Below are 23258 nucleotides of genomic sequence, written 5' to 3'. Positions count from 1 at the left end.
GATCTGCACCACGAAACAGCCGAATTTCTCGGCATCAACGAAAGGAATGCACTCACATGAACAAACGCAAGATGTTCGCTGTAGTGGCCGCCGGAGCGCTGTCGCTCGGTCTCGCCGCCTGCAGCGGCAGCGGCACCGGCAGTAACGGCAGCGCGACCAACGCCGGGAACAAGGTCCCCATCCCCACCGTCAAGATGATGGTCGGCGGTATCGACAAGCAAATCTACCTGCCGTACCAGCTCGCCCAGAACCTGGGCTACTACAAGAAATACGGTGTCAACGTCGAGCTGTCGACGGAGCAGAACGGCGGGGTCGGTGCCGAGGACGCCATGGCATCCGGCCAGGTGGACATGGCCGGTGCCTGGTACATCCACACGGTCGACTTCCAGTCGAAGGGCAAGGATGTCATCAACCTGGTGCAGCTCTCCGGCGCACCGGGTGAGCGGGTGATGTGCGGCACGAAAAGCGGCGTGCACTCGGCAGCCGACTTCAAGGGCAAGACGATCGGGGTCACCGATCTCGGATCGGGAACCGACGAGCTGGCCCAGTTCCTGGCATCCCAGCACGGCATCGCGAAGTCGCAGTATCACACGCTCGCCGTCGGTGCCGGATCCACGGCCATCGCGGCGATACAGCGCGGCTCCGCCGACTGTGTGGTGACAACCCAGCCGACGGTTGGCGCGCTGACCTCGAAGAAGCTCGCCTACACCGCCGTGGATCTCGCTACCGCAGACGGTGCGACCAAGGCTCTCGGTGGGGACTGGCCTGCGGCCGGACTGCTGGCTCAGGCCAGCTGGGTGAAGTCTCACCAGGATGCCGCCCAGAAGGTGGTTGATGCCCTGGTCGCCACGATGCACTGGATCGACACGCACTCGGCGGCCGACATCGCGAACAAGCTACCCAGCGATTTCGTGCAGAACGCGACGATCAGCAAGGCCCAGTACATCGCCGGGCTGTCCACCGACAAGGGACAGTTCCTGCCCGACGGCATCATGCCCGCGGGCGGCCCGAAGGTGATCTTCAACATGGAGAAGACCCTCGGTGTCGACACTTCGAAGATCAGCATCTCCGGCACTTTCTCCAACAAGTACGCCCAGGCGGCAAACAAGCTGGAGGGAACCGCGATCACGACGACGCCGGCCGGCGCGGACGGCTGAACACCGGGCGGTCGACGCCTCGGCAACGACCGCAGCCGGCCGACCCGGCGGCGACATCGACCGGCCTGCGCGGGCTTCCGCGCGGGCCGGTCGATTATGCTTTCGATGACTCCACGAAGAGACGGGAAAGGCGATGACACGGTTGTCGTTCGCCGGCTGGCGGTCCTGGCCGCTGGCCACGCAGATCCTGGTCTGGGTGCTCTGCATCCTCACCGTGACCATCGCGATCGGCGCCGTCGTCTTCGCGCAGATCAGCCAGCAGACGATCGATGAGCAGTACCAGCAGCGTTCGCTTGCCGTGGCATCCGCGGTGGCACAGATGCCGCAGATCAGCTCCGAACTGGAGGCGGGCGATCCCCATCATGACATCCGCGGCTTCGCCGAGCGGGTGCGCACCGCGACAGGGGCAAGCTATGTCGTCATCACCGACCGGAACGGCGTTCGGTTCTCGCACCCGAACCCCGCGCTGATCGGTCAACGGCTCGAGGAACCGGTGGTGGTGCTCGACGGCAAGACGCACGTCGGCATCGATCCGGGAAGTCTGGGCCGTTCGGCGAACGGCAAAGCGCCGATCTTCAACGCGAGCCGCACCGTCATCGGCGAGGTGTCGGTCGGCATTCTCGAGGTGGCAGAATCGGCCGACCACGCACGCGACATCGCCCTTATCGCGGGCTATTCCGCCCTCGTGCTGGCGATCGGAGCACTGGGATCGATCATTCTCGCCAGACGCATCAAGCGCATCACCTTCGGGCTGGAACCGGCCTCGATCGCCGCGCTGCTGCAAGAACGCGAAGCCATGTTGCACGGCATCCGGGAAGGCATGATCGGCTTCGACGAACACGGCCGCATCACGGTACTCAACGGTGAGGCCCGGCGTCTGCTGAATCTCGAAGGACCCGTGCTCGGACACCCGCTGAACGAATTCATGCCCGAAGGTCGATTGCGAGACCTGCTGACCGGCGCCATACCGGCCGTCGACAGCAGCCTTCTCACCGACGAGGCGCTTCTGGTGGTGAACCGCATGCCGGTGTTGCTGGGCGGGAGGGATGTCGGTGCCGTCGTCACCCTGCGTGACAGAACCGAGGCGGAAGCACTGATTCGCGAGGTTCGCGCGATCAGCGGCCTGAGCGAAGCGCTGCGCGCCCAGGAGCATGAGTATGCAAACCGACTCTTCGTGATCTCAGGGCTTATCGAACTCGGCGAATACGAGCAGGTGACCGGCTATCTGAACCAGATCTCGCATACTCCGTCATCGGTGAACGACGAATTGCGCGCGCGAGTGGCTCCGCCCGAGCTCGCAGCGCTGCTGATGGCGAAGATAGCCATCGCCGGCGAGCACGACGTGCAGCTGACCCTTTCGGAGGACTCGCACTTCGAGGAGGCCGATGTGGATCCGCAGGTGTTGCTGACCATCGTGGGCAATCTGGTCGACAACGCCTTCGACGCCGTGATGGAGCAGCCGGGGCCTCGCGAGGTGGTCATTCGGCTCAGCTGCAACGATGACATCCGCATCGAGGTGCATGACAATGGACCCGGCATTCCGGCCGGTCACATTCATGACGTGCTGGTGGACGGTTACTCCACCAAGCCGCCACGCGGGCAGGCCCGGCGAGGCCTGGGGCTCGCCCTGATCAACCGAATCGTGCGACGGCTCGGCGGCAGCATCACGATCGAACCCGGACCGGGCGGGCACTTCGAGGTGCGCCTGCCTCATCGGTCGGCCGGCAGCCACCCTCGCACACTCCATGACAGCGAGGCGATATCGTGATCCGCACCCTCGTCATCGATGACGACTTCCGCGTCGCACATATTCATGCGGAGCGACTCTCCCGCGTTTCTGGGTTCACCTGCGTCGGCGAGGCCTACACGGCGGCACAGGCAAGGGATTCGATCGCCGAGCTCAAGCCGGACCTGCTGCTGCTCGATATCTACCTGCCCGACGAGAGCGGGCTTTCGCTGCTGCGCTCATTGCACTCCCTCGATGACGCACCCGACTGCATCGTGATCACGGCCGCGCGCGATCTCGCCACGGTTCGCGCAGCCATGCGTGGCGGCGCGTTCTATTACCTCGTGAAGCCATTCGGCTTCGAACGGTTCGCGCGCGAGCTGACGGCGTACCGCAGCTGGCACGATCAGACCGCGATCGGGGGCTCGGCCGACCAGGAATCCGTCGATGAACTCTACGGACTGCAGCGGGCAACGAATTCCAACGGGCTCCGCCACCGGCTGCCCCCATCGATGCACAAGGTGTTCATCGTCGTGCGAGACGCAGCTGCGCCGATCGGGGCAGCGGCGGTCGCAGATTCCCTGGGAATGAGTAGGCCGACGGCGCAACGCTACCTCACCGAACTGGAGCGCCGCGGCCTGGTGGAGCTGCACCTGGAGTACGGCTCGACCGGTCGCCCCACCAACAGCTACCGACCGCGTCGCTGACGACATCCCCGCCGTTCCGGCGATACGTTAACGAAGGATCTATCGCCCGCCGCCGCCGAGTTCTGTTCCGAACGCAGGGAAGAACGCGATCACTACGGCCGCGGAGAAACTGCGGCGTACCCTCGAGTACCCCCAGTGGGACTCGAACCCACACTTGGGCGATTTTAAGTCGCCTGCCTCTGCCAATTGGGCTATGGGGGCCCGGCCGCTCCATGCTACGGGACGAGCCGGCGCCGCCGAACGCAGAACCGCGCCGGATGCCGCCCACAGGCGGTCTCCGACGCGGCTCGCGTGACGAAAAGACGCGCTACTTGGCGATTCCCGCCTTGGCCGGCTCCTTGGCCGACTTGGCCGCCGACTTCGCGGAAGACTTAGCCGGTTCCTTGGCCGCCTCGACCTGCGGCTTCGGACGCGAGGCAAACTCCTCGAACGCGGCGCGCGGGTTCTCGACGGCCTCGAGCGAGACGATGTCGCGGTCGAGGAAGAGGTTGAGCACCCAGCCTGCGATAACGCGAGTCTTGCGCTCCCAGCTCGGCATGGCCATGCCGTGGTAGCCGCGGTGCATGGCCCACGCGGGCAGGCCCTTGATGCCGAGCTTGCCCTTCTGGAACACGCCGACACCGAGACCGATGCCCGCGACGGCTCCCGCGTTCTTGTGGAAATACTGCCGGGGCTCTTCGCCACGCATCGAGGCCACGAGGTTCTTCGCCAGCAGCTTGCCCTGGCGCACCGCGTGCTGGGCGTTCGGCACGCAGAACCCGCCGACACCACCGCCGGTGAGATCGGGAACGGCAGACACATCGCCGGCACCCCAGGCGTCGGGGATGAACTTGTCTTCGGTGCCGACACGCAGATCGGCGCGCACCGTAAGGCGACCACGCTCTTCGATCGGGAGGTCGGTGTGACGCACGACGCCCGGGTTGGCCATGACGCCGGCGGTCCAGACGATGAGATCCGTCTCGAAGCTTTCGCCGGTGGAGAGCTGCACGACACCGTCAACGGCGCTCGTCAGCTGTGTCTCCAGGTGAATCTCGGCGCCGCGCTGTGCGAGGTTCTTGATGACCCAGTGGCTCGTGGGCAGCGAAACCTCGGGCATGATGCGGCCCATCGCCTCGATGAGGTGGAAGTGCGTGTCCTCGAACGACAGCTGCGGGTAGCGCTTGAGCAACGAGCTTGCGAAGGAGCGCAGCTCACCGAAGATCTCGATACCGGCAAAGCCGCCGCCGATGACGGTGAAGGTGAGCAGGCGATCGCGCTCGGGGCCCGCGGGCAGCAGCGCAGCCTTGTCGAAGTTCGTGAGCACCGTGTCACGAATGGCCACAGCCTCTTCAATGTTCTTGAGGCCGATGGCGCCGTCGGCGACACCCGGGATCGGGAAGGTGCGCGAAACCGCACCGGCCGTGACCACGACGATGTCGTACTCGAACTCCCACGAATCGCCGACGGGCGGCGTGATGGTCGCGGACTTCCTGGCGTGGTCGATGTTGGTCACCTTGGCGGTGAGCACCGTGGTCTTCTTCAGATGCCTGCGCTGTGACACCACGGCGTGACGCGGTTCGATCGAGCCTGCCGCCACTTCGGGAAGGAACGGCTGGTAGGTCATGTACGGGCGAGGATCGACGACCGTGACCTCTGCCTCACCGGCACGCAGCCACTTCTCGAGTTTCCAAGCGGTGTAGAAACCGGCATAGCCGCCGCCGACAATCAGGATTTTGGGCACGTTGAAAGTCTCCTCAGACAAAGAAAGTATGCGATCAATCTACTCCCTGCCGGTGGCTCGCCTGAAATGCCGCCTCGCGGCGAGCGCACCAAGCACGACGAGAGCAAGAAAACAGAGCAGCAGCGTCGTGGGGATTCCCACGCTTGTCACAAGCCCCCAACGGGGAACAAGCAGATTTGCGACATTCACCGTGTTCTCGGGCGCGAGGGCGACGGGGGCCGCCGCCGGAGCTGACGACGGCGACTTCGGCGCATCCGTCGCCTGGGCTCGGCGGTGGATGCGAATCCACTCCGCCAGGTCACCCATGGGGTTGGCCTTCACCGTCGGAACGGTGGCGGTGACGGCCGCGTTCGCACTGACAAGCCCGTACCCGTAGATCGGGCTCGGCACGGAACCGACCGCCTTCGCTGTCTTCACGACGCGCTCGATGACATTCGCCGCGTTCATGTGCGGATGCGCGGCCCGCACCAGCGCAACGATGCCGGCCACAAGGGGCGCCGCTCCGCTGGTTCCCTCCCACTGCACATAACCGCCGCCGGGGTTCGCCCCCACCAACTGTTCACTCGGTGCCGAGACCCCGATCGTGATGCCTTGCGAGGAGGCGTCAAAACTGGCGTGGCCGTTGCGGTCGACACCGGCAACGGTGAGCACGCCGGGAATGGTCGCGGGGGCACCGACCTCGGTCGTTCCGCTACCACGGTTGCCGGCCGCGGCCACAATCACCACATCGTGATCGAAGGCGTATTGAAACGCGCTGTCCCAGCTCGGCGGCCAGTCCAGGGTGTTGCGCGTGAGCGACATGTTGATGACGGACGCTCCGTGGTCGACGGCCCAGCGCACGCCGGTGGCGATCTGCTCGTCGACATTCAGCGCACCGGGAACGCCTCCGAGGGCGACGGAAACCGTCAGAATGGATGCCGCCGGCGCCACTCCCATGACACCGGTATTCGTGCCGGTTCCCCTCCCCGCGAGCAGCGACGCCACCCAGGTGCCGTGTGCCGATTCGTCGGAGTTGCCGAGCGGCTTCTGGCCGTTCGCCGAACCCACGCCGGAGACATCCGTGCCGCCGACGACCGCCCCGGCCAGGTCGGGCACGCTGCCGTCGACCCCGGTGTCGATGATCGCCACCTTCACGCCTGCGCCGCGGCTGGCCTGCCAGGCCTGCGTGATGCCGTAGTCGTTTAGCCAGTACTCGAGCTCGCGCACCTGATCGGCCTGCGCGGGAACGACGGTGGCAAGTGCGAGCACGAGGCCCGCGGTGACCCCCGCGAGAACTCTTCTGGTGGTTCTCATCAGGGGGCCGGGTCGGTGCGGCACTGGCACACCGCGGGCGACCAGTCTGCGCGCTCGAGGGCGAGGTCACCGATCGGGTTCACGCCGGGGCCGGCGGCAAGCGCATGGGCGGCAAGCGCATGCAGGCATTTCACGCGCACCGGCATACCACCGGCCGAGATCCCCGCTATCTCATCGACGACGGCGATGCTCTCGCGGTCGCTCAGGTAGGCACGATGAGCTGTCTCGTACGCATCGCGCAGCTGCTCGTCATCGGCCAAAAGCTCGGAGAACTCGTTCATCACCTGGGTCGCCTCGAGGTGCGACAGCGCGGCGGTCGCAGCAGGGTGGCTCAGGTAATAGAGCGTGGGGAACGGCGTACCGTCGGCGAGGCGCGGCGCCGTTGCGACCACCGTTGGCGCGCCGCACACGCAGCGCGCGGCGATGCCCACGACGTCGCGCGCGGGCCGTCCCAGCTGGGCGGAGACCGTGTTGATGTCCGCCTCGGTGATGGCGTCGAAGGGGGGCGTGGTCATCGTTATTTCTTCGCGGGAGTCGTAGGGATGGACGAAGGGGTGACGGGAGGGGCGTCGAGTTGCGACGGCGTCGCATCCGTCAGCCCCGCCGTCATGGCGGAGTTGAACAACGTCGCCAGCCAATCCGTTCTGGTGGTCTGGATGCTCTTGCTGACCGGCGCCTTCTCGGCGGCCTTGGCCGAGGCGGCGCGGTCGTCAATGATGAGATAGCTGGTCTCGCCCGGCATCACGTAGTAAAGCCTGTCGCGCACCTGCGAGCGCACGTAGCTCGGGTCGTTCCAGCGGGCGCGCTCCGCCTTGACGGAGCTGACCTTGTCACGCTCGTGGGCGACGGATGCCTGCAGATCGGAGATGGCCTGCCGCTGGGCGATGAGCAGGTGCAGGGTCGGCGCGAGAATCACGACGGCCAGCAGCACCAGCCCCATCATGAGCAGCGAGAAGCCCGAGAACCGGATGCCACGCACCCAGTTCGCCGACGCCGACGGCGCCTCGGCGAGCGCGACGGGCACGGTGCGCCTGCGCGTTCTGGCCATGGCGTCCCCCTCCCGGTCGCTGGTGCTGTCGCTTGTGCTGGTGCGTACACGGCACGAGCGTGCCGGAGTGATTCGATCTTACGATCTGCGCGTGGCGCGTTTCACTTCGGCACGCTCGTGGCGTGCGGTGTTTCAGCGAGTGTTCAGACTCGAGGCGGCGGGCCTCAGCCCTTGAAACGCGGGAAGGCGCTGCGGCCGGCGTAGACCGCTGCCTCGCCGAGCTCTTCCTCGATGCGCAGCAGCTGGTTGTACTTGGCCACGCGCTCGCTGCGGGCCGGGGCACCGGTCTTGATCTGGCCGGCATCCGTCGCCACGGCGAGGTCGGCGATGGTGGTGTCCTCGGTCTCGCCGGAGCGGTGCGAGAGAATCGCGGTGTAGCCGGCGCGCTGGGCCATGGCCACGGCGTCCAGCGTCTCGGTCAGGGTGCCGATCTGGTTCACCTTGACCAGGATCGAGTTGGCGGCGCCGAGCTTGAGGCCCTTTGCCAGACGCTCGGGGTTCGTGACGAACAGGTCGTCGCCGACGATCTGCACCTTGTGACCGATCTCACTGGTGAGGTGCACGTAGCCGTCCCAGTCCTCTTCTTCCAGCGGGTCCTCGAGCGAGACCAGCGGGTAAGCGGTGACGAGCTCGCCGTAGTAGGCCACCAGTTCCTCGGCCGTGAGCTGCTTGCCCTCGAAGTGGTAAGCGCCGTCCTTGTAGAACTCGGTGGCCGCCGCGTCGAGCGCGAGGGCGATGTCCTTGCCGGGCGTGAAGCCCGCGTTCGTGATCGCCTCGACGATCAGGTCGAGAGCTGCACGGTTGCTGGGCAGGTTGGGGGCGAAGCCACCCTCGTCGCCGAGGCCGGTGGAGAGGCCCTTCGACTTCAGCAGCGCCTTGAGCGCGTGGTAGGTCTCGACGCCCCAGCGCAGGCCCTCGCTGAAGGTCTCGGCGCCGAGCGGAACGATCATGAACTCCTGGATGTCCACGTCGTTGTCGGCGTGCGAGCCACCGTTGATGATGTTCATGAGAGGAACGGGCAGCGTGTGCGCGTTCGGGCCGCCGAGGTAGCGGAACAGCGCAAGATCGGCCGAGTCGGCGGCAGCCTTGGCAACCGCGAGACTCACACCGAGAATGGCGTTGGCACCCACGCGGCTCTTGTTCTCGGTGCCGTCGACCTCGATGAGGGCGGCGTCGACCAGACGCTGGTCGTCGGCCTCGAAGCCCTCGATCGCCTCGCCCAGCTCGTCGAGCACGGCATTGACGGCCTTCAGCACGCCCTTGCCCTGGTAACGCGCCTTGTCGCCGTCACGCAGCTCGTAGGCCTCGAATGCACCGGTGGATGCGCCCGAGGGCACCGCCGCCCGGCTCACGGTGCCATCCTCGAGCACGACCTCGACCTCAACGGTCGGGTTGCCCCGGGAATCCAGAATTTCGCGGGCGCCTACGGCCTCGATCTCAGCCACAACTGTCTCCTTGATGTGTTTTTTGGGATGGGAAGTTTGGGGATGATCCGCGAGCCAGTCTAGTGAGTGTGGGTGGCCGCGAGTTCGCCGCTTACGACAGCGAACGAAACTGCAGGGCGGATGCCGCGTCTGGCCCGCTGAGGCCGCCCACGGCATCCGCGGTGACGGTCGCGAACGAGCCGTAGCCGTCGGCCGTCGAACGATCGAGCAGCGCCTTGAGATTCTTGGTGCGGCGCTCGAGGCGCACGCGGCTGCCGCCGGCGATGAGGGCGCTCTTGAGCGCAAGCAGATCGGCGAGCGGAACATCCGCGTCGTGTACCAGCACTACGGCGTCGCTCGCCGAGCCATCGGCGGCCTCGATGAGGTCCACCACCCGCTCGAAGCCGATCGAGAAACCACAGGCGGGCACCTCGGTGCCGAGAAAGCGCCCGATCATGCCGTCGTAGCGGCCGCCACCGCCCACCGAGCTGCCGGAGGAGGGATGCGCTATCTCGAAGATGGTGCCCGTGTAGTAACCCATGCCGCGCACGAGGGTGGGGTCGAAGGTGAGGCGCACGCCGGGCGGCAGGGAGCCGAGGGCGTGGGCCAGGGATTCCAGCGCCGCAACGGCATCCGGGTCGATACCGGCAGGCAGCACCCGGCCGATCTCCTCGGCCGTGAGGGCGATGCCGTCGACGAGGTGGGGTTCGAGGGCCGCGAGGATGCCGCCCAGCACGGCGGCAGCATCCGGCCCCTGCTCGGCAAGCTCGGCGACCACGCCGTCGGCGCCGATCTTGTCGAGCTTGTCGATGGAGATGAGGGCCTGCCCGTAGCGCGCTTCGTCAAAGCCGCAGTATTCGAGCAGCCCGGTGAGAATACGACGGTCGTTGACCCTGATCGTGCAGTTCGTGAGCCCCAGCGCCTCGAGCGCCGCAGCGGTCGCCGTGATGAGTTCCACCTCGGCGAGCTGGCCCGCCTCGCCGATGATGTCGATGTCGCACTGCACGAACTGGCGGTAGCGGCCCTTCTGTGGCCGCTCCGCACGCCAGACCGGCGCGATCTGAATGGCGCGGAAGACGGGCGGCAGCTCGGCGCGGTGGCTGGCGTAGAAGCGGGCGAGCGGCACCGTGAGGTCGAAACGCAGCCCGAGATCGGCGAGGCTGAGCACGTCTCCGCCCGCCGCGGCCTTCGTGAGGTCATCGGCGTCGAGTCCCCGGCGCAGCACACTGAAGCCGAGCTTCTCGTTGTCTCCACCCAGACCGGAATGCAGTCGCGCGATGTCCTCCACGACGGGCGTCTCGATCTCGTCGAAGCCGTGTGCCGCAAAGCTGCGCCGAATCACGCCGAGCGCGTGTTCGCGCCTGGCCTTCTCGGCCGGCAGAAAGTCGCGCATGCCGCGGGGAGGGGTTACATCACGAGCCATGTCTCGATTCTTCCACGCGCAGCAACCGGCGCGTCTCGTGCGGGAATACGGAGACGGCATCCGTGACTTGTCCTCCGTGTGAACTGCGCGAGGATGGACGGATGACGGCGGCCCAGACGACAGGCGCGGTCGGGTTCCGCTCGGAGCGCGGGCCGATTCTGCTCGCGCTCATGCTCTCGACGTCGCTGGTCGCGCTCGATTCGACCATCATCGCCACGGCGGTGCCCTCGATCGTCAAGGATCTCGGCGGCTTCAGCCAGTTCCCCTGGCTGTTCTCGATCTATTTGCTCGCCCAGGCGGTGTGCGTTCCGATCTACGGTCGCCTCGCCGACATCTTCGGGCGCAAGCCCATCATGTTCGTCGGCATCGGCCTGTTTCTGGCCGGCTCGGTGCTGTGCGGATTCGCGTGGAGCATGCCCGCCCTCATCGTGGCCCGCGTCGTGCAGGGCCTCGGCGCCGGCGCGGTGCAGCCCATGAGCATCACCATCGCGGGCGACATCTACACGCTGCGCGAGCGGGCAAAGGTGCAAGGCTACCTGGCCAGCGTGTGGGGCATCTCCTCCGTCGTCGGGCCGACCCTCGGCGGCCTGTTCTCCGATTACCTGTCGTGGCGGTGGATCTTCTTCGTGAATATTCCGTTGTGTCTCATCGCCGCCTTCATGCTCGCCCGCACCTTTCACGAGAAGAAGGCGCTACGCCCCAACCAGAAGATCGACTTCGCGGGGGCGGCACTGCTGGCGGCCGGCACCTCCCTGCTGATTCTGGGCCTGCTCGAGGGCGGCCAGGCGTGGGCATGGAATTCGCTGTGGAGCATCGGTATTCTCTCCTGCGCGGTACTGCTGCTTGTCGTGTTCATCGTCGTCGAGAAACACGTTGCCCAGCCGGTGCTGCCGCTGTGGGTGTTCCGTCGGCGCGTGCTGGTGGCCAGCAGCGTCGCATCCGCCGCTGTCGGTGTCATAGTGATTGGCCTGTCGTCGTACGTACCGACGTTCGCCCAGGAGGTACTGGGTGCCACCGCGCTGCTCGCGGGCTTCGCCCTGGCGGCGCTGACGGTCGGCTGGCCGATATCCGCCGCTCTCGCCGGACGAATATACCTGCGCATCGGTTTTCGCGCCACGAGTCTGATCGGCGGCGTCTTCGTGCTCGCCGGAACCGCCCTGATGCTCACGCTGGGCGGCGCCTCCCAGCTGTGGCAGGTGGGGCTGTACTGCATTATCATCGGGCTCGGCATGGGCCTGGTGGCGGCCCCGACGCTCATCGCCGCCCAGGCGAGCGTCGACTGGTCCGAGCGCGGCGTCGTGACCGGCAGCAACATGTTCGCGCGCTCGATCGGCAGCGCCATCGGCGTGGCGGTGTTCGGGGCGATAGTGAACGCGTCAACGGATGCGACGGGGGGCGGTTCGCCCTCGCCCGTGCAACTCACGGGCGCCATGCACCTGGTCTTCCTCGCCATCGTGGCCGTTGCCATTGCCATGTTCATCGCCGTCTCATTCATGCCGAAGCACCGCGGCCATGCCGAGGAGACACCGTCCACGCAGACCGATCCCGAGCACATCGCCGGGTGACCTTTTTCAGGAGCTGCCGGAGCCGGGCTGGAATATCCAGTCGCCCTGCCCTATTTCCTGAAAAGAGAGAGTCATTCGTGCGGCTGATGCCGCGGTGCCGGGCGACTGCCTAGACTCGCAGAACGCCGAGCCGAGGAGCCCAGCATGGCCGAATCCGATATGACCCCTGCCGAGAACGAAGCGACCCATCGAGCGAACGCGGGCATCTCCGTCAGCCACGTGGCACGCTCCTTCGGCGGCGTCCACGCCGTGCGCGACGCATCCCTGACCGTGCAGCCCGGCTCCGTGACAGCACTCATCGGGCCCAACGGCTCGGGCAAGACCACGCTGCTGCTCATGCTCGCCAGCCTGCTGCAACCGGATGCGGGCAGTGTGCAGATCGGCGGTCACGACCCCGTCACCGACCCCGAGACGGTGCGGCGCACCATGGGCTGGATGCCCGACGCCCTCGGTTCCTGGGGCAGCCTGAGCGTGCGCACCGCCCTTCAGACCACCGCGCGCATGTATCGCATCGAGAAGGAATCGGCGGCCGCTCGCGCCGAGGAACTGATAGCGCTCGTCGGTCTCGTTCCACTCGCCGATCAGCCCGCCCGCGTTCTCTCACGCGGACAAAAGCAGCGCCTGAGCCTAGCCAGGGCGCTCGTGCACCGGCCGGGGGTGCTGCTGCTCGACGAGCCGGCATCCGGTCTGGATCCCGCAGCCCGCGCCGATCTGCGCACGCTCGTGCGACGGCTTGCGGGTGAGGGCGTGGCCATCCTGGTCTCCAGTCACGTGCTCGCCGAGTTGGAGGAGATGGCAGACGCTGCCGTGTATATGAGCGCCGGGGTGACGGCATCCGCCGATGCGGTGGCCCGGGCCGGAGCGAGCCTGCGACAGTGGCGCATTCGCGTCGTCGATCACACGCGGCTGCGGCTGCCCGAACAGCTCGCCTCCGTGGGCGTGGAACCGACGCGCATCAGCATCGATAACCTGGGTGCGCTCGTCAGCGTCACCGGCGAGGCGGATGCGGCAGCGCTGCTGCGGGCGCTGGTGGGTGCGGGCGCGGAGATCAGCGCCTTCTCCCCCGCCGTCGGCGAGCTCGAGCACACCTTTCTCGACCTCAACAGAGCGCAGGCCAACGGGGAGACGGCATCGTGAAGAAGTTCTTCTCCGGACTCGGACTGATCATCGGACTCGAGCTGCGCCAGCGGGTGCGGGGCGTGGCCTGGTACGTGCTCATCGGCATCTTTGTGCTGCTCGTCGCCATCGTCACACTGCTGCTGTGGCTCGCCTCGGCGAGCAATATCTTCGGCCCGACTGATCCCAGCGCCACCGGCTCCGGTAGCACCGGTTCAGGCGGCTGGCTGTACTCGATCATCGTGTATTTCGTGCTGTTGCTCGGCACTCTCGTGACCCCGGCGCTGAGCGGCAACGCCATCAATGGTGAGCGGGATGCCGGTACCCTGGCCACCACACAGGTCACGCTCATCACCACCGGCCAGCTTGTGCTCGGCAAGTTCATCGCGGCCTGGGTGAGTTCGCTCGTGTTCCTGGTGGCGAGCCTGCCGTTCATCGCCATCTCGCTCGTGCTCGGCAACATCTCCGTGGCGACCATCGCGGTCTCCGCCCTGATTCTGGCCGTCGAACTGGGGCTGCTCGCGGCCATCGGTGTCGCTCTCTCGGGCATCATCACGCGGCCGCTGTTCTCGATCGTCACAACGTATCTGGTGGTGGCCGCGCTCAGCGTCGGCACCCTCATCGCGTTCGGCCTCCTCGGCGCCGTCACGCGCACCGAGGTGACCAACACGTACATCGGCATCGACAATCCGAAATTTGACGAGTCGACGGGCAACCCGATCGACCCCGTGTGCCTGCCGCCCGAGGTGACCACCTACCAGACGTCACGATTCGACCGATACTGGGGCATTCTCGCCGCCAACCCGTATGTGGTGTTGGCGGATGCCGTGCCCGGCGGTTTCGACAGCTCCGGCAACCCGACCAACCTGTTCAGCGCGATCTCCTCGGGTGCACGCGCGGCGCAGAAGGCTCCGGCCAGCACCGTCACCAACAACTACTGCCGCGATTTCGCCGCCCAGAACGGCTCCGAGGGACCGTATGGCCCCACGCCGCGCGAACTTCACGATGCGGCGGTACCGAGCTGGTTCGTCGGCGTCGGCATCCACCTGCTTCTGGCGGCTGCCGCCTTGTTCTGGGCATGGCGGCGCACGATGACGCCCACGCGACGACTCGCGCGCGGGAGCCGCGTCGCGTGAGGCACGTGATGCGGGTCGGTGTGAGTGCCGGCGTTGTTGCGGGGGCGTTGTGGGCGGCATCCGGCGCCCTGAACTGGTACCTGATCTTCGTTCGCTCGACCGTGCACGGCGAGCTGGTGGACGTCGTGGTGCCCGCGACTTTCGGGCGGGAGACGGCACTGGATGCCCCGGGCGTGGCCGTCTGCGTTACGGCAGCCCTGCTCGTGGCGGCCGGGGTCGGGTTCAGCGCGTGGCTGGCCGCGCGCTCGGTGGCCGCGACGACGACGGTAACGACCGCATCGCCGCCGCGGCATCGGTGGGCCCTGCTGTTCGTCGGTACCTGGCTGGGCGCGGTGCTCGCGTCGACCGTGGCGGGCCTCGCCGTGGCGATAGGCCAGGCCGTGCAGGCGGTTCCGCACGCGTTCATTGCCAACGGGGCCGACTGGCCATGGGCGTACGTGGTGCAGAGTGCGTATTGGGGTGCGCTCGCCGGCTGGGTGCCCGCGCTCGTGGCGGTTGTGGTCGCGCGGCGGGGGCCGCAGGCTGCTCTGCCTCTCCAACGCCGCTCCGGCCCCGCGATCGGAGCGGGAGTTGGCATCGTGCTCGTGCTGGCACTCACCGCCGGTGGCCTTTCCTTCGCCGCCGAGTCAGCCGCCTGGGCGCGAAACCACGCCGTGGAGCCGGGCATCGCCCGGCCGAGCAGCCCGCCACCGTCGATCACCGCCGTTCCCCAGCCGGCACCCACCGAGACAGTCGCGCCGATCCCGCCTGCGGAAGCCGATCCCAACCGCTGCACGCCGGAGAATTCGCGCCTCACTGTAGGCTCAACGGATGCCGCACTCGGCCAGCGTGCGCTCTCGATCTACCTCACGAATGCCGGCACCACGGCCTGCGATGCCTTCGGCTTTCCTTCGCTCTCCTTCAGTTCCGCCGATGGCGCCGTGCTCGACATCGCCGTGCAACCCACGGGGTCAGCCTCGGCCCCGGCGGCTTCCCCGCCGAAGATCGTTCTGGCGCCGGGCGCCAGCGCGACGGCGGTACTGAGCTGGAGAACAGCGGGGCGCCTCGACGCCGACGGCGCCGTCGCATCCATAAGAATCGCCCCCGTGCTCGGCGGTTACGCCGCGCCCTTCACGCTGCGCCTCGACCTGGTCGGCGGCGGCAGCGCCACGCTCACCGCCTGGCAAGCGGCGGCACGCACCGCCCCCGTGAGCCGCTGAGCCGCAACACCACGGCTCGTCGCCGCGGGGACGGCTACTCCTCGGTGGCCGGAAGCCCGATGATGCCGGCATCCGCCGCATCCGTCGTCTGGCCCGTCTCCGCCTCGCGAATCTCGTGCTGCAGGCCGCGCAGCGCGGTGCGTAGCGCACGCTCGGCGTCGAGTCCCTGCGCCTTGGCCGATGCCACAATGGCCAGCAGCAGCGGACCGAGTTTATCCTCGTTCGTCACCGAAATCGGGCCGGCGGCATCCGCATCGAGGATACCAACTTTGTGGGCGCGGCCCAGCAGCTTGTCGGCGAGCGCGAGCGCGGGCATTCCCTGCGGAATGCCGTCGAGAACGCTCGTGCGGTGCGGCTTCTCGTCGCGCTTGAGTTCCTCCCAGAACCCCACAACATCCGCCGCGGTCTCCGCCTTACGGTCCCCGAAGACATGCGGATGCCGCCCCACCATTTTCGCGGTCATCTGCGCGGCAACGTCCTGAATGTCGAACTCCTCGCCCGGCGTGTGCGCGGCGAGGTCGGCGTGGAACAGCACCTGGTAGAGCACGTCGCCGAGCTCTTCGAGCAGGTCCTCGCGGCTGCCGGTCTCGATCGCGTCGATGAGCTCGTAGCTCTCCTCGACGAGATATTGCACGAGCGAGGCGTGCGTCTGGTCGGCGTCCCACGGGCATCCGCCCGGCGCCCGCAATCGCGCCGTCACGGCGATGAGCTCATCGAGCTTCGACTGCCCGGGCGCGGCCTGCTCAGGGGCTGTGGATGCTTCGCTCACGTCACTCATGAAATCCTCCCGTTGTCGCGCTCCCATCCTCCCACTCACGATGTCGCTCCCTCGGCATGCCGACCGCAGACGGGCAGCGGGCCGACCGAGCGTCTCGACGGTGGCATACCCTAAGAGAATGACCGCTCGGCTCGCCAGACTCACCGTGTCCGTCTCGAATCTGCCGCGGGCGCTGCGCCTCTACGAAAGTGTGCTCGGGCTGAAACGGGTCTACGCGATGGGCGAGCTGGTGATGTTGAGAACCGAGGATCCGGTCATCGACGTTCTGCTGCACCAGCGGCCGCCGCACCCGAGCGACGCGGGCGTGGCACCCAGCTTCGCCGTGCACGACGTCGATGCCGTGACCAAGGCCGCAGCGGCGGCCGGCGCGACGGTCGTCGACGAGCCGGCTGACCAGCCCTGGGGCGAACGGCAATCCGTGCTGCGCGACGCCGACGGCCATGTGCTTTGCCTCGTCAACGCCCGGCCGACGAACGAGCCAGCGTGACCCTCATCCGCTCGGAGCGTTTCTCTGCCGGCCTGCTTCTCGCCGCAGCCGTCGTTGGTCTGGTGCTGGCCAATACCGCTATCGGGCCGGGCATGCTCGACGCGTTGCACACCCAGCTACCGATTCCCGGAACGGGGCTCGACCTCTCCGTATCCCACTGGATCAGCGACGGCCTGCTCGCCATGTTCTTCTTCATCGTCGCGGTCGAACTCAAGCGCGAGCTCGTCGTCGGCGATCTGAACAGCCCGGGCAAGGCGGCGCTGCCGGCCATCGCGGCGCTCGGCGGGGTGATAGTTCCAGCTGGCATCTTCCTGCTCTTCGCCACGGGTTCGGGCTACGAGGGCGGCTGGCCGGTTCCGACCGCCACCGATATCGCCTTCGCGCTCGGCGTGCTCGCGGTCTTCGGGCGCAGCATCCCGAACCGGGTTCGCGTTTTTCTGCTCGCGCTTGCGGTGCTCGACGACCTCGTCGCCATTCTCATCATCGCGTTCTTCTTCACCCAGGACGTGCAGTTGCCGTTCCTCGGATTCGCTGTCGTGGCCGCGACGGGCTTCGGCTTGCTCAGCCGCCTGCTCAAGCCGCGATCCGCCTGGATTCTCGCCCGACGCCCACAGTGGCCCATCATCACCGCGATGGTCGTGCTGGCCGCGCTGGCGTGGGCGTTCACCTACCTTTCGGGCGTGCACGCCACCATCGCCGGCGTGGTTCTGGGCCTTGTCATAGCCCGGCGCCCCGGTGGCCGAGTCATGCACATTCTGGAACCGTATTCGAACACCATCGTGCTGCCACTCTTCGCTCTCGCAGCCGCCGCCGTGGCCATTCCGACGGTGGGGCTCGGCGAGCTCAGCCCGGCGTTCTGGGGCATTCTCGTTGCCCTTCCCGTCGGCAAGTTCGTCGGTATCACCCTCGCGGGTTCGCTCGCCGCGCTCATTGCCACCCGGCGCGACAGGCCGGCGCTGCGGCTCGCGGATGTCGCGGTGGTCGGCGCGCTCGGCGGCATCGGCTTCACCGTCTCGCTGCTCATGAACGAGCTCGCCTTCGCGCGCAGTCACGAGGTGACAGACGAGGGCACGCTCGCGGTGCTGCTCGGCTCGGGAATCTCGATAGTCTTCGCCGCCATCGCGGTCACGCTGCGGTCGCGGCACTACGCCGCAGCCGCACGCGGCTCGGCTCCCGACTAACCGAGGTGGTGCGTCGGCACGACGATGCCGACGACTATCGCGGCAACGATGACCAGGGCGATCAGGATGCCCGCGGCCATGCCACCGGGGCTGCCCAGGTTGACCGTCCAGCCGACGCCGAAGCGTTTGGGCACCATCGTGGCGGGGTCATTGCGGTTGACGTAGAAGAAGCCAAGCTTCCAGAAGCGGTCGTCATCGGGGGCGTCGGATGACGTGCGCAAGGCCGACGTGCGCGGGGTGGAAACAGCGCCCGCGGCATCCGGCTGCTTCGTGGGGTGGTCCGGCCGCACTTTCACCTCGCGACTGTAGCGGAACATGAAGACGAGGAGCACGACAACCATCAGTGCAATCAGGGTGATCAGCGCCACCGTCATGGCCGTTGAATTACCGGGGGCAAGCCACGACAGCAGCGTTGTGGCGCACAGGATCGCCACGACGAGCACGGCGAGCTGACCGAGCAGCGACATGCCCAGATGTACCTGAACACGGGCTCGAAGCGCCCTGGTCTGCGGCTCTCCTCCACCGCTCATGCGCTGGGGCATGGCGCGCACCAGGAAGGCAAGGCCGAAGAGCAACGCGATGAGAGCGGCCCCGATCATGAGGGTGCCGAATACGCTCCAGATGGATTTGTCGGCGTAACCATTGATGTGTCCCGCCCCGTCCCAGTGAATGGGAATCGGGTTCGGCAGGCGCGGATAGACCGAAACACCCACGGCCGCCGTCGCGGCCAGCAGTACGAGCGACACCAGGTACCACGCCGGCTGCACCGAGGCACGAGGCGTCGCTGTGGGCGTGACATCGGCGCTCAGCCGCACGGCAACGTCGTCGTACCAGCCCTCGCTCTGTTTGGCCTGCCGGATGCCGCGTCGCGCCACCACATACGCGGCCGCCGCGAGCAGCAGCATCGCGAAGGTCGGCACGATGGTCGCCGCAACTGGTGCCGTAAAGGCGAGTGCAGCGGCAAGGATCACGCTGAGAACGAAGGCCGCAGCGACACCGAGTCGGTACCGTCGTACAGCCGAGCGCACGACCGGCTCGTCGACGCGCGCCGCCGGCACGCTCACCCCGAGGGGCACCGTGCGCGGGGTGACTGCCGGCATGAGAACCATGATTGCGGCGATGAGCACCACGGTCGAGAGCGAAACGGTGAAGGCGATCCAGGTCATTCGGTTTTCTCCTCGGAATTCGAGTGGGGCGCAGCGGCGCCGAAATCTGCCAGCACCGCGCTGCTGCGCTCGGCGATCTCACGTGGGGGCATGCCCTGCGCGACGGCCTCGGCGAGCAGCGTGGTGAGGCGGGGCATCCATTCGTCGAGAAAGGCCGCGTCGGGCGGGCCGCTCTGAGGCCCACGCGCGATGACAGATCCGCTCTTGTGGTTCGTGCGAATGATGCCCTCGTGGCGCAGCGCCTCATAGGCCTTGGTGACCGTGGCCACGTTGATGCCGAAGGCGACGGCGAGCTGGCGCACCGAGGCGAGCTGGTCGCCCGGCGCCAGAGAACCGGATGCAACGGCCTCCACCATGCGGTCCCTGATCTGCTGATAGATGGGCACCGACGAGAGCGGGTCGACCTCAATCTGCATGACGCCTCCAACTGATCCATCTGTACTAGTAACTATAGTACAGATTCACAGCCGGTGGTCGAGCTATTCCGGAGCTGCCGCTGGGGCCTCGACGGACGCCGGGAAGAGTGCCGTGAGCAGCGCACCCACCCACTCGATGAGGTCGGCATCCGCCACCGTCTCGCCGTTCACGCGCGGCAGCGGCACCGAGATGGAGTTGTTCTGGGCGAAGTGGCGTGATCCGGGGTACATGCGCTGCAGGCGCACCTGCAGCGAGTCCGGCAGATTCGCCGGTGCGATGCGCAGATTCGACCCCATCGCCACAACCTCACTCAGCCCGGCGCGCTGGGCGGCCAGACGAAGCCGGGAAACCGCGATGAGGTTGGCGACCTCGGCGGGCGGCTCACCGTAGCGATCCGTCAGTTCCTCGAGCACGAGCGTGATCTGGTCGCCCTTGGCCGCGGGTGAGCTCGCCGACGACAGCTTCTGGTACGCCTCGAGGCGCAGTCGCTCGCTGTCTACATATTCCTCGGGAATGTGCGCATCAACGGGTAACTCGAGCCGCAGCTCGGTCTGCCCCTCGGCCACCTCGCCGCGGAAGGTGCCGACGGCCTCGCCGATCATGCGCAGATAGAGGTCGAAACCCACGCCGGCGATGTGCCCGGACTGTTCTCCGCCGAGCAGATTGCCCGCTCCGCGAATTTCGAGATCTTTCAGCGCCACCTGCATGCCGCTGCCCAACTCGTTGTTCGCGGCGATGGTGGAGAGCCGGTCGTGAGCCGTCTCCGAGAGCGGTTTATCGCCATCCCAGAGAAAATACGCGTAGGCGCGCTCGCGGCCGCGACCCACGCGACCGCGCAACTGGTGCAGCTGGCTGAGCCCGTACTTGTCGGCCCGGTCGATGATGATCGTGTTCGCGTTCGCGATGTCCAGGCCGGTCTCGATGATGGTGGTCGAGACGAGCACGTCGAACTTGCGCTCCCAGAAGTCCACCACCACCTGCTCAAGCACATGCTCGGGCAACTGGCCGTGGGCAACCGCGATGCGCGCCTCGGGCACCAGTTCGGCGAGCTTGGCGGCGACCCGGCTGATCGACTGCACGCGATTGTGCACGAAGAACACCTGCCCCTCGCGCAGCAGCTCGCGGCGGATCGCCGCGGCGGCCTGCCGGTCGGAATACGCCCCGACGAAGGTGAGAATCGGATGCCTGTCCTCCGGCGGCGTCGCCAACGTCGACATCTCGCGAATGCCCGTGACCGCCATCTCGAGCGTGCGCGGGATGGGCGTGGCGCTCATCGCCAGAATGTCGACATTGGTCTTGAGCTTCTTCAGCGCATCCTTGTGTTCGACGCCGAAACGCTGCTCCTCGTCGATGATGACGAGACCGAGATTCTTCACCGTGATGCCCTCGGCGAGCAGCCGGTGCGTTCCTATCACCACGTCGACGGTGCCGTCGGCAAGTCCGGCAAGAGTCTCGCGCGCCTCTTTGTCGGTCTGGAATCGGCTGAGCGCACGCAGATGCACGGGAAACCCGGCGAAGCGCTCCTGGAATGTCTCCATGTGCTGGCGCACGAGCAGGGTGGTCGGCACGAGCATGACCACCTGTTTGCCATCCTGCACCGCCTTGAATGCGGCCCGGATAGCGATCTCGGTCTTACCGAAGCCCACGTCGCCCGAAATGAGCCGGTCCATGGGAATGGGCCGCTCCATGTCGGCCTTGACCTCTTCGATGGTCTGCAACTGATCGGGCGTCTCGGCAAAGGGGAAGGCCTCTTCGAGCTCGCGCTGCCAGGGGGTGTCGGGCGGGAAGGCGTGCCCCTTGCTCGCCATGCGCGCCGAGTACAGCTTGACGAGCTCCACGGCGATGTCGCGCACGGCCTTGCGCGCGCGACCCTTCGCGGCCGACCAGTCGCTGCCGCCCATCTTCGAGAGCGCCGGCGCCTCCCCGCCGACGTAGCGACTGAGCAGGTCGAGCTGGTCGGTGGGCACGTAGAGCTTGTCGCCGGGGTAGCCACGCTTCGACGGCGCGTATTCGAGCAACAGGTATTCGCGCACCGATTTCACGGCGTTACGCCCGCCGCTGGAGACCTGACGCTGCGTCATCTCCACGAACTTGCCGATGCCGTGGGTCTGATGCACCACGAAGTCGCCGGCCTTGAGTTGCATCGGGTCGACGACGGACTTGCGCCTGACGGCGAGCTTCTTGACCTGGCGCGAGTCGTAGCCGATGGTGCGCCCATAGAACTCGGTCTCGCCGATGAGGGCGATCTTCGCCTCGGGCAGCTCAAAGCCGTGTTCGGCGGATGCCTGCAGCAGGTACGCGACGCCGGCCTCGGCATCCGTGGGAAACGCCTCGACCTGGCGCGCCGGCAACTCGTGCTCGGCGAGAACCGCGGCGGCACGTTCGACAAGACCGACCCCCTCCGCAACTATCGCCACCCGCCAGCCGTCACGCAGCAGTGCCGCGACGTGCTCGATGGCGCCGGTGACGTTGCCCTGGAAGCTGGGAACAGCATCCGCGGCGATGCGCACGGTGAGGTGCTCCTCGATGGTGCGCTCTTCGGGCAGCACCTCGCCGGAGTCGAACGCGCTGAGCGTCCACCATGGATGGTCCGGCGCCGTCTGCCCCGGCTTGCTGAAGCGCACCGAGTCGCGCAGCGCACCGAGGGTCATGAAGTCGCCGGCGGCCAGGTCGATGGGTGCCGCGGCACCCACCGTGGCCGCGCTCCAGGCCGCGGAGAGAAACTCGCGGTTGGTCTCGGCGAGGCTCACCGAGCGGCTGGCGACGCGCTCGGGGGCGACGACCGCGATCGCCGCGCCATCGGGAAGATAGTGGGTGAGCGGCACGAGCCGGTCGACGAGCGCGGGGGCAAGCGACTCCATGCCCTCGACGGGAATGCCCTCGCCGATCTTGGCGAGCATGCCAGACAGGCTCGGAAACTCGTGCTCCATCTCGCGGGCGCGCTGCCGCACGGCCGGGCTCAGCAGCAGCTCGCGGCTCGGAGGCAGGCTCACCGAGGCAATCGGCTCGGGCAGGGAGCGCTGGTCGGCCACCGAGAATGCGCGAATCTGCTCGACCTCGTCACCAAAGAAATCGATGCGATACGGATGCTCCGCCACCGGCGGGAAGACGTCCAGGATTCCGCCGCGCACCGCGAACTCGCCGCGCCTGGTCACCATGTCCACCCGGGAATATGCCAGGTCGACGAGTTGGGCCGACAGAGAGCTGAGGTCGTAACCCAGCCTGCCCGGCTCCAGCAGCACCGGCTCGAAGTCGAGGAGGTTGTCGGCGACGGGCTGCAGGGCGGCGCGAACCGATGCAACCACGATGATCGGATGCGCCTCGCCGCCCTCCTGCCACGCGGCCAGTCGGCGCAGGGCGCTCAGCCGCTTGCCGACGATCTCGGCACTCGGGCTGAGCCGCTCGTGCGGCAGGGTCTCCCAGGCGGGAAACTCGACGATCTCCGCGTCGGGCATGAAGGCCGCAAGGGAGCCGCGCAGGCTCTCGGATTCGCGCCCCGTGGCCGTGACGATCAGCAGCGCCTGCGACTGGCCGGCCTGTGCTCGGTGCCCGAGCAGGCCCGCGATGAGGGGCGCCCGCAGGCCATCGGTGAGCGAGAAGTCGGCGTCACGTGCCGCATACGCCAGGGCGTCGTCGAATGTGGAGGCGCGCGAAAGCGCCGCGATCAAGCCCTGAAGTATCACTCGTCAAAGTCTACGGCGCGCCACCGACACGC

19 protein-coding genes and 1 tRNA gene are annotated in these 23258 nt (G+C 67.2%); 9 read left to right on the top strand and 11 right to left on the bottom strand.

Annotated elements, in window-relative coordinates:
• Positions 1 to 56 precede the first annotated feature (56 nt).
• The 3 genes from ASC63_RS09465 to ASC63_RS09455 all read left to right on the top strand — a co-directional run bounded on the left by ASC63_RS09465 (position 57) and on the right by ASC63_RS09455 (position 3590).
• Positions 57 to 1157 (top strand): ABC transporter substrate-binding protein, encoded by a 1101-nt coding sequence (locus ASC63_RS09465; RefSeq protein WP_055812374.1) that lies wholly within the window; start codon positions 57 to 59, stop codon positions 1155 to 1157.
• Between the two features lie 133 nt (positions 1158 to 1290).
• Positions 1291 to 2925 (top strand): ATP-binding protein, encoded by a 1635-nt coding sequence (locus ASC63_RS09460; protein ID WP_157487648.1) that lies wholly within the window; start codon positions 1291 to 1293, stop codon positions 2923 to 2925.
• Positions 2922 to 3590 (top strand): response regulator, encoded by a 669-nt coding sequence (locus tag ASC63_RS09455; protein ID WP_082487454.1) that lies wholly within the window; start codon positions 2922 to 2924, stop codon positions 3588 to 3590. The genes ASC63_RS09460 and ASC63_RS09455 overlap by 4 nt, the downstream gene beginning before the upstream one ends.
• Positions 3591 to 3717: 127 nt before the next feature.
• Here ASC63_RS09455 and ASC63_RS09450 read toward each other — a convergent pair.
• From ASC63_RS09450 to hisS, 7 genes are all read right to left on the bottom strand, one after another.
• Positions 3718 to 3791 (bottom strand) — tRNA-Leu (locus tag ASC63_RS09450).
• Between the two features lie 106 nt (positions 3792 to 3897).
• A complete protein-coding gene (locus ASC63_RS09445; RefSeq protein ID WP_055812368.1) occupies positions 3898 to 5310 on the bottom strand; it encodes an NAD(P)/FAD-dependent oxidoreductase in 1413 nt (470 codons plus the stop codon).
• A gap of 39 nt (positions 5311 to 5349) precedes the next feature.
• Entirely contained in the window at positions 5350 to 6603 is a 1254-nt protein-coding gene (locus tag ASC63_RS09440) for a S8 family serine peptidase (protein ID WP_055815253.1), read from the bottom strand.
• Positions 6603 to 7118 (bottom strand): DUF501 domain-containing protein, encoded by a 516-nt coding sequence (locus tag ASC63_RS09435; RefSeq protein WP_055812365.1) that lies wholly within the window; start codon positions 7116 to 7118, stop codon positions 6603 to 6605. The genes ASC63_RS09440 and ASC63_RS09435 overlap by 1 nt, the downstream gene beginning before the upstream one ends.
• Before the next feature lie 2 nt (positions 7119 to 7120).
• Complete coding sequence (locus ASC63_RS09430) at positions 7121 to 7651, bottom strand: FtsB family cell division protein (RefSeq protein ID WP_055812364.1); 531 nt, start codon at positions 7649 to 7651, stop codon at positions 7121 to 7123.
• A 164-nt stretch (positions 7652 to 7815) separates the two neighbouring features.
• Entirely contained in the window at positions 7816 to 9096 is a 1281-nt protein-coding gene (gene eno / locus ASC63_RS09425; RefSeq protein WP_055812363.1) for a phosphopyruvate hydratase, read from the bottom strand.
• A 91-nt stretch (positions 9097 to 9187) separates the two neighbouring features.
• Complete coding sequence (gene hisS / locus ASC63_RS09420; RefSeq protein WP_055812362.1) at positions 9188 to 10498, bottom strand: histidine--tRNA ligase; 1311 nt, start codon at positions 10496 to 10498, stop codon at positions 9188 to 9190.
• A 101-nt stretch (positions 10499 to 10599) separates the two neighbouring features.
• On the opposite strand from hisS, the gene ASC63_RS09415 reads away from it, so the two are divergent.
• The 4 genes from ASC63_RS09415 to ASC63_RS09400 all read left to right on the top strand — a co-directional run bounded on the left by ASC63_RS09415 (position 10600) and on the right by ASC63_RS09400 (position 15514).
• On the top strand, positions 10600 to 12063 hold the full coding sequence (locus ASC63_RS09415; protein WP_055812361.1) for an MDR family MFS transporter: 1464 nt from the start codon (positions 10600 to 10602) through the stop codon (positions 12061 to 12063).
• A 144-nt stretch (positions 12064 to 12207) separates the two neighbouring features.
• The gene (locus tag ASC63_RS09410; protein ID WP_082487452.1) at positions 12208 to 13200 is read left to right on the top strand and encodes an ABC transporter ATP-binding protein; all 993 of its coding nucleotides are present in this window, start codon (positions 12208 to 12210) and stop codon (positions 13198 to 13200) included.
• A complete protein-coding gene (locus ASC63_RS09405; protein WP_055812360.1) occupies positions 13197 to 14315 on the top strand; it encodes an ABC transporter permease in 1119 nt (372 codons plus the stop codon). The genes ASC63_RS09410 and ASC63_RS09405 overlap by 4 nt, the downstream gene beginning before the upstream one ends.
• Before the next feature lie 20 nt (positions 14316 to 14335).
• Complete coding sequence (locus ASC63_RS09400) at positions 14336 to 15514, top strand: DUF4232 domain-containing protein (RefSeq protein ID WP_157487647.1); 1179 nt, start codon at positions 14336 to 14338, stop codon at positions 15512 to 15514.
• 34 nt (positions 15515 to 15548) lie between these two features.
• Here the strand turns inward: ASC63_RS09400 and ASC63_RS09395 are convergent, their stop codons facing one another.
• Positions 15549 to 16292, bottom strand: coding sequence for a MazG family protein (locus ASC63_RS09395; RefSeq protein WP_055812354.1), 744 nt, complete (start codon positions 16290 to 16292; stop codon positions 15549 to 15551).
• Between the two features lie 118 nt (positions 16293 to 16410).
• Here ASC63_RS09395 and ASC63_RS09390 point away from each other — a divergent pair, with 118 nt between their 5' ends.
• Positions 16411 to 16779 (top strand): VOC family protein, encoded by a 369-nt coding sequence (locus ASC63_RS09390; RefSeq protein ID WP_055812351.1) that lies wholly within the window; start codon positions 16411 to 16413, stop codon positions 16777 to 16779.
• On the top strand, positions 16776 to 17960 hold the full coding sequence (locus ASC63_RS09385) for a Na+/H+ antiporter NhaA (RefSeq protein WP_055812348.1): 1185 nt from the start codon (positions 16776 to 16778) through the stop codon (positions 17958 to 17960). Before ASC63_RS09390 ends, ASC63_RS09385 begins: the two co-directional genes overlap by 4 nt.
• Here ASC63_RS09385 and ASC63_RS09380 read toward each other — a convergent pair.
• The 3 genes from ASC63_RS09380 to mfd form a co-directional block, all read right to left on the bottom strand.
• The gene (locus ASC63_RS09380; protein ID WP_055812346.1) at positions 17957 to 19126 is read right to left on the bottom strand and encodes a DUF1648 domain-containing protein; all 1170 of its coding nucleotides are present in this window, start codon (positions 19124 to 19126) and stop codon (positions 17957 to 17959) included. The two genes, ASC63_RS09385 and ASC63_RS09380, sit on opposite strands and share 4 nt — an antisense overlap.
• Positions 19123 to 19542: a GntR family transcriptional regulator gene (locus ASC63_RS09375; RefSeq protein WP_055812343.1), complete on the bottom strand. Its 420-nt coding sequence runs from the start codon at positions 19540 to 19542 to the stop codon at positions 19123 to 19125. Before ASC63_RS09375 ends, ASC63_RS09380 begins: the two co-directional genes overlap by 4 nt.
• 63 nt (positions 19543 to 19605) lie before the next feature.
• The gene (gene mfd / locus ASC63_RS09370; protein ID WP_055812342.1) at positions 19606 to 23226 is read right to left on the bottom strand and encodes a transcription-repair coupling factor; all 3621 of its coding nucleotides are present in this window, start codon (positions 23224 to 23226) and stop codon (positions 19606 to 19608) included.
• Between the last annotated feature and the right edge of the window lie 32 nt (positions 23227 to 23258).

Origin of the sequence: Leifsonia sp. Root112D2 (assembly GCF_001424905.1) — a bacterium.
Lineage (GTDB): Bacteria > Actinomycetota > Actinomycetes > Actinomycetales > Microbacteriaceae > Root112D2.
Note: the sequence above shows the minus strand (reverse complement) of the source record. Positions and strands in the feature narration are given on the sequence as shown.

Excerpts from the sequence above, each read along its gene's own strand:
- ASC63_RS09465 (WP_055812374.1), top strand. The coding sequence starts at position 57 with ATGAACAAACGCAAGATGTTCGCTGTAGTGGCCGCCGGAGCGCTGTCG.
- ASC63_RS09460 (WP_157487648.1), top strand. The coding sequence starts at position 1,291 with ATGACACGGTTGTCGTTCGCCGGCTGGCGGTCCTGGCCGCTGGCCACG.
- ASC63_RS09440 (WP_055815253.1), bottom strand. The coding sequence starts at position 6,603 with ATGAGAACCACCAGAAGAGTTCTCGCGGGGGTCACCGCGGGCCTCGTG.
- ASC63_RS09435 (WP_055812365.1), bottom strand. The coding sequence starts at position 7,118 with ATGACCACGCCCCCCTTCGACGCCATCACCGAGGCGGACATCAACACG.
- ASC63_RS09430 (WP_055812364.1), bottom strand. The coding sequence starts at position 7,651 with ATGGCCAGAACGCGCAGGCGCACCGTGCCCGTCGCGCTCGCCGAGGCG.
- hisS (WP_055812362.1), bottom strand. The coding sequence starts at position 10,498 with ATGGCTCGTGATGTAACCCCTCCCCGCGGCATGCGCGACTTTCTGCCG.
- ASC63_RS09415 (WP_055812361.1), top strand. The coding sequence starts at position 10,600 with ATGACGGCGGCCCAGACGACAGGCGCGGTCGGGTTCCGCTCGGAGCGC.
- ASC63_RS09410 (WP_082487452.1), top strand. The coding sequence starts at position 12,208 with ATGGCCGAATCCGATATGACCCCTGCCGAGAACGAAGCGACCCATCGA.
- ASC63_RS09395 (WP_055812354.1), bottom strand. The coding sequence starts at position 16,292 with ATGAGTGACGTGAGCGAAGCATCCACAGCCCCTGAGCAGGCCGCGCCC.
- ASC63_RS09390 (WP_055812351.1), top strand. The coding sequence starts at position 16,411 with ATGACCGCTCGGCTCGCCAGACTCACCGTGTCCGTCTCGAATCTGCCG.
- ASC63_RS09380 (WP_055812346.1), bottom strand. The coding sequence starts at position 19,126 with ATGACCTGGATCGCCTTCACCGTTTCGCTCTCGACCGTGGTGCTCATC.
- ASC63_RS09375 (WP_055812343.1), bottom strand. The coding sequence starts at position 19,542 with ATGCAGATTGAGGTCGACCCGCTCTCGTCGGTGCCCATCTATCAGCAG.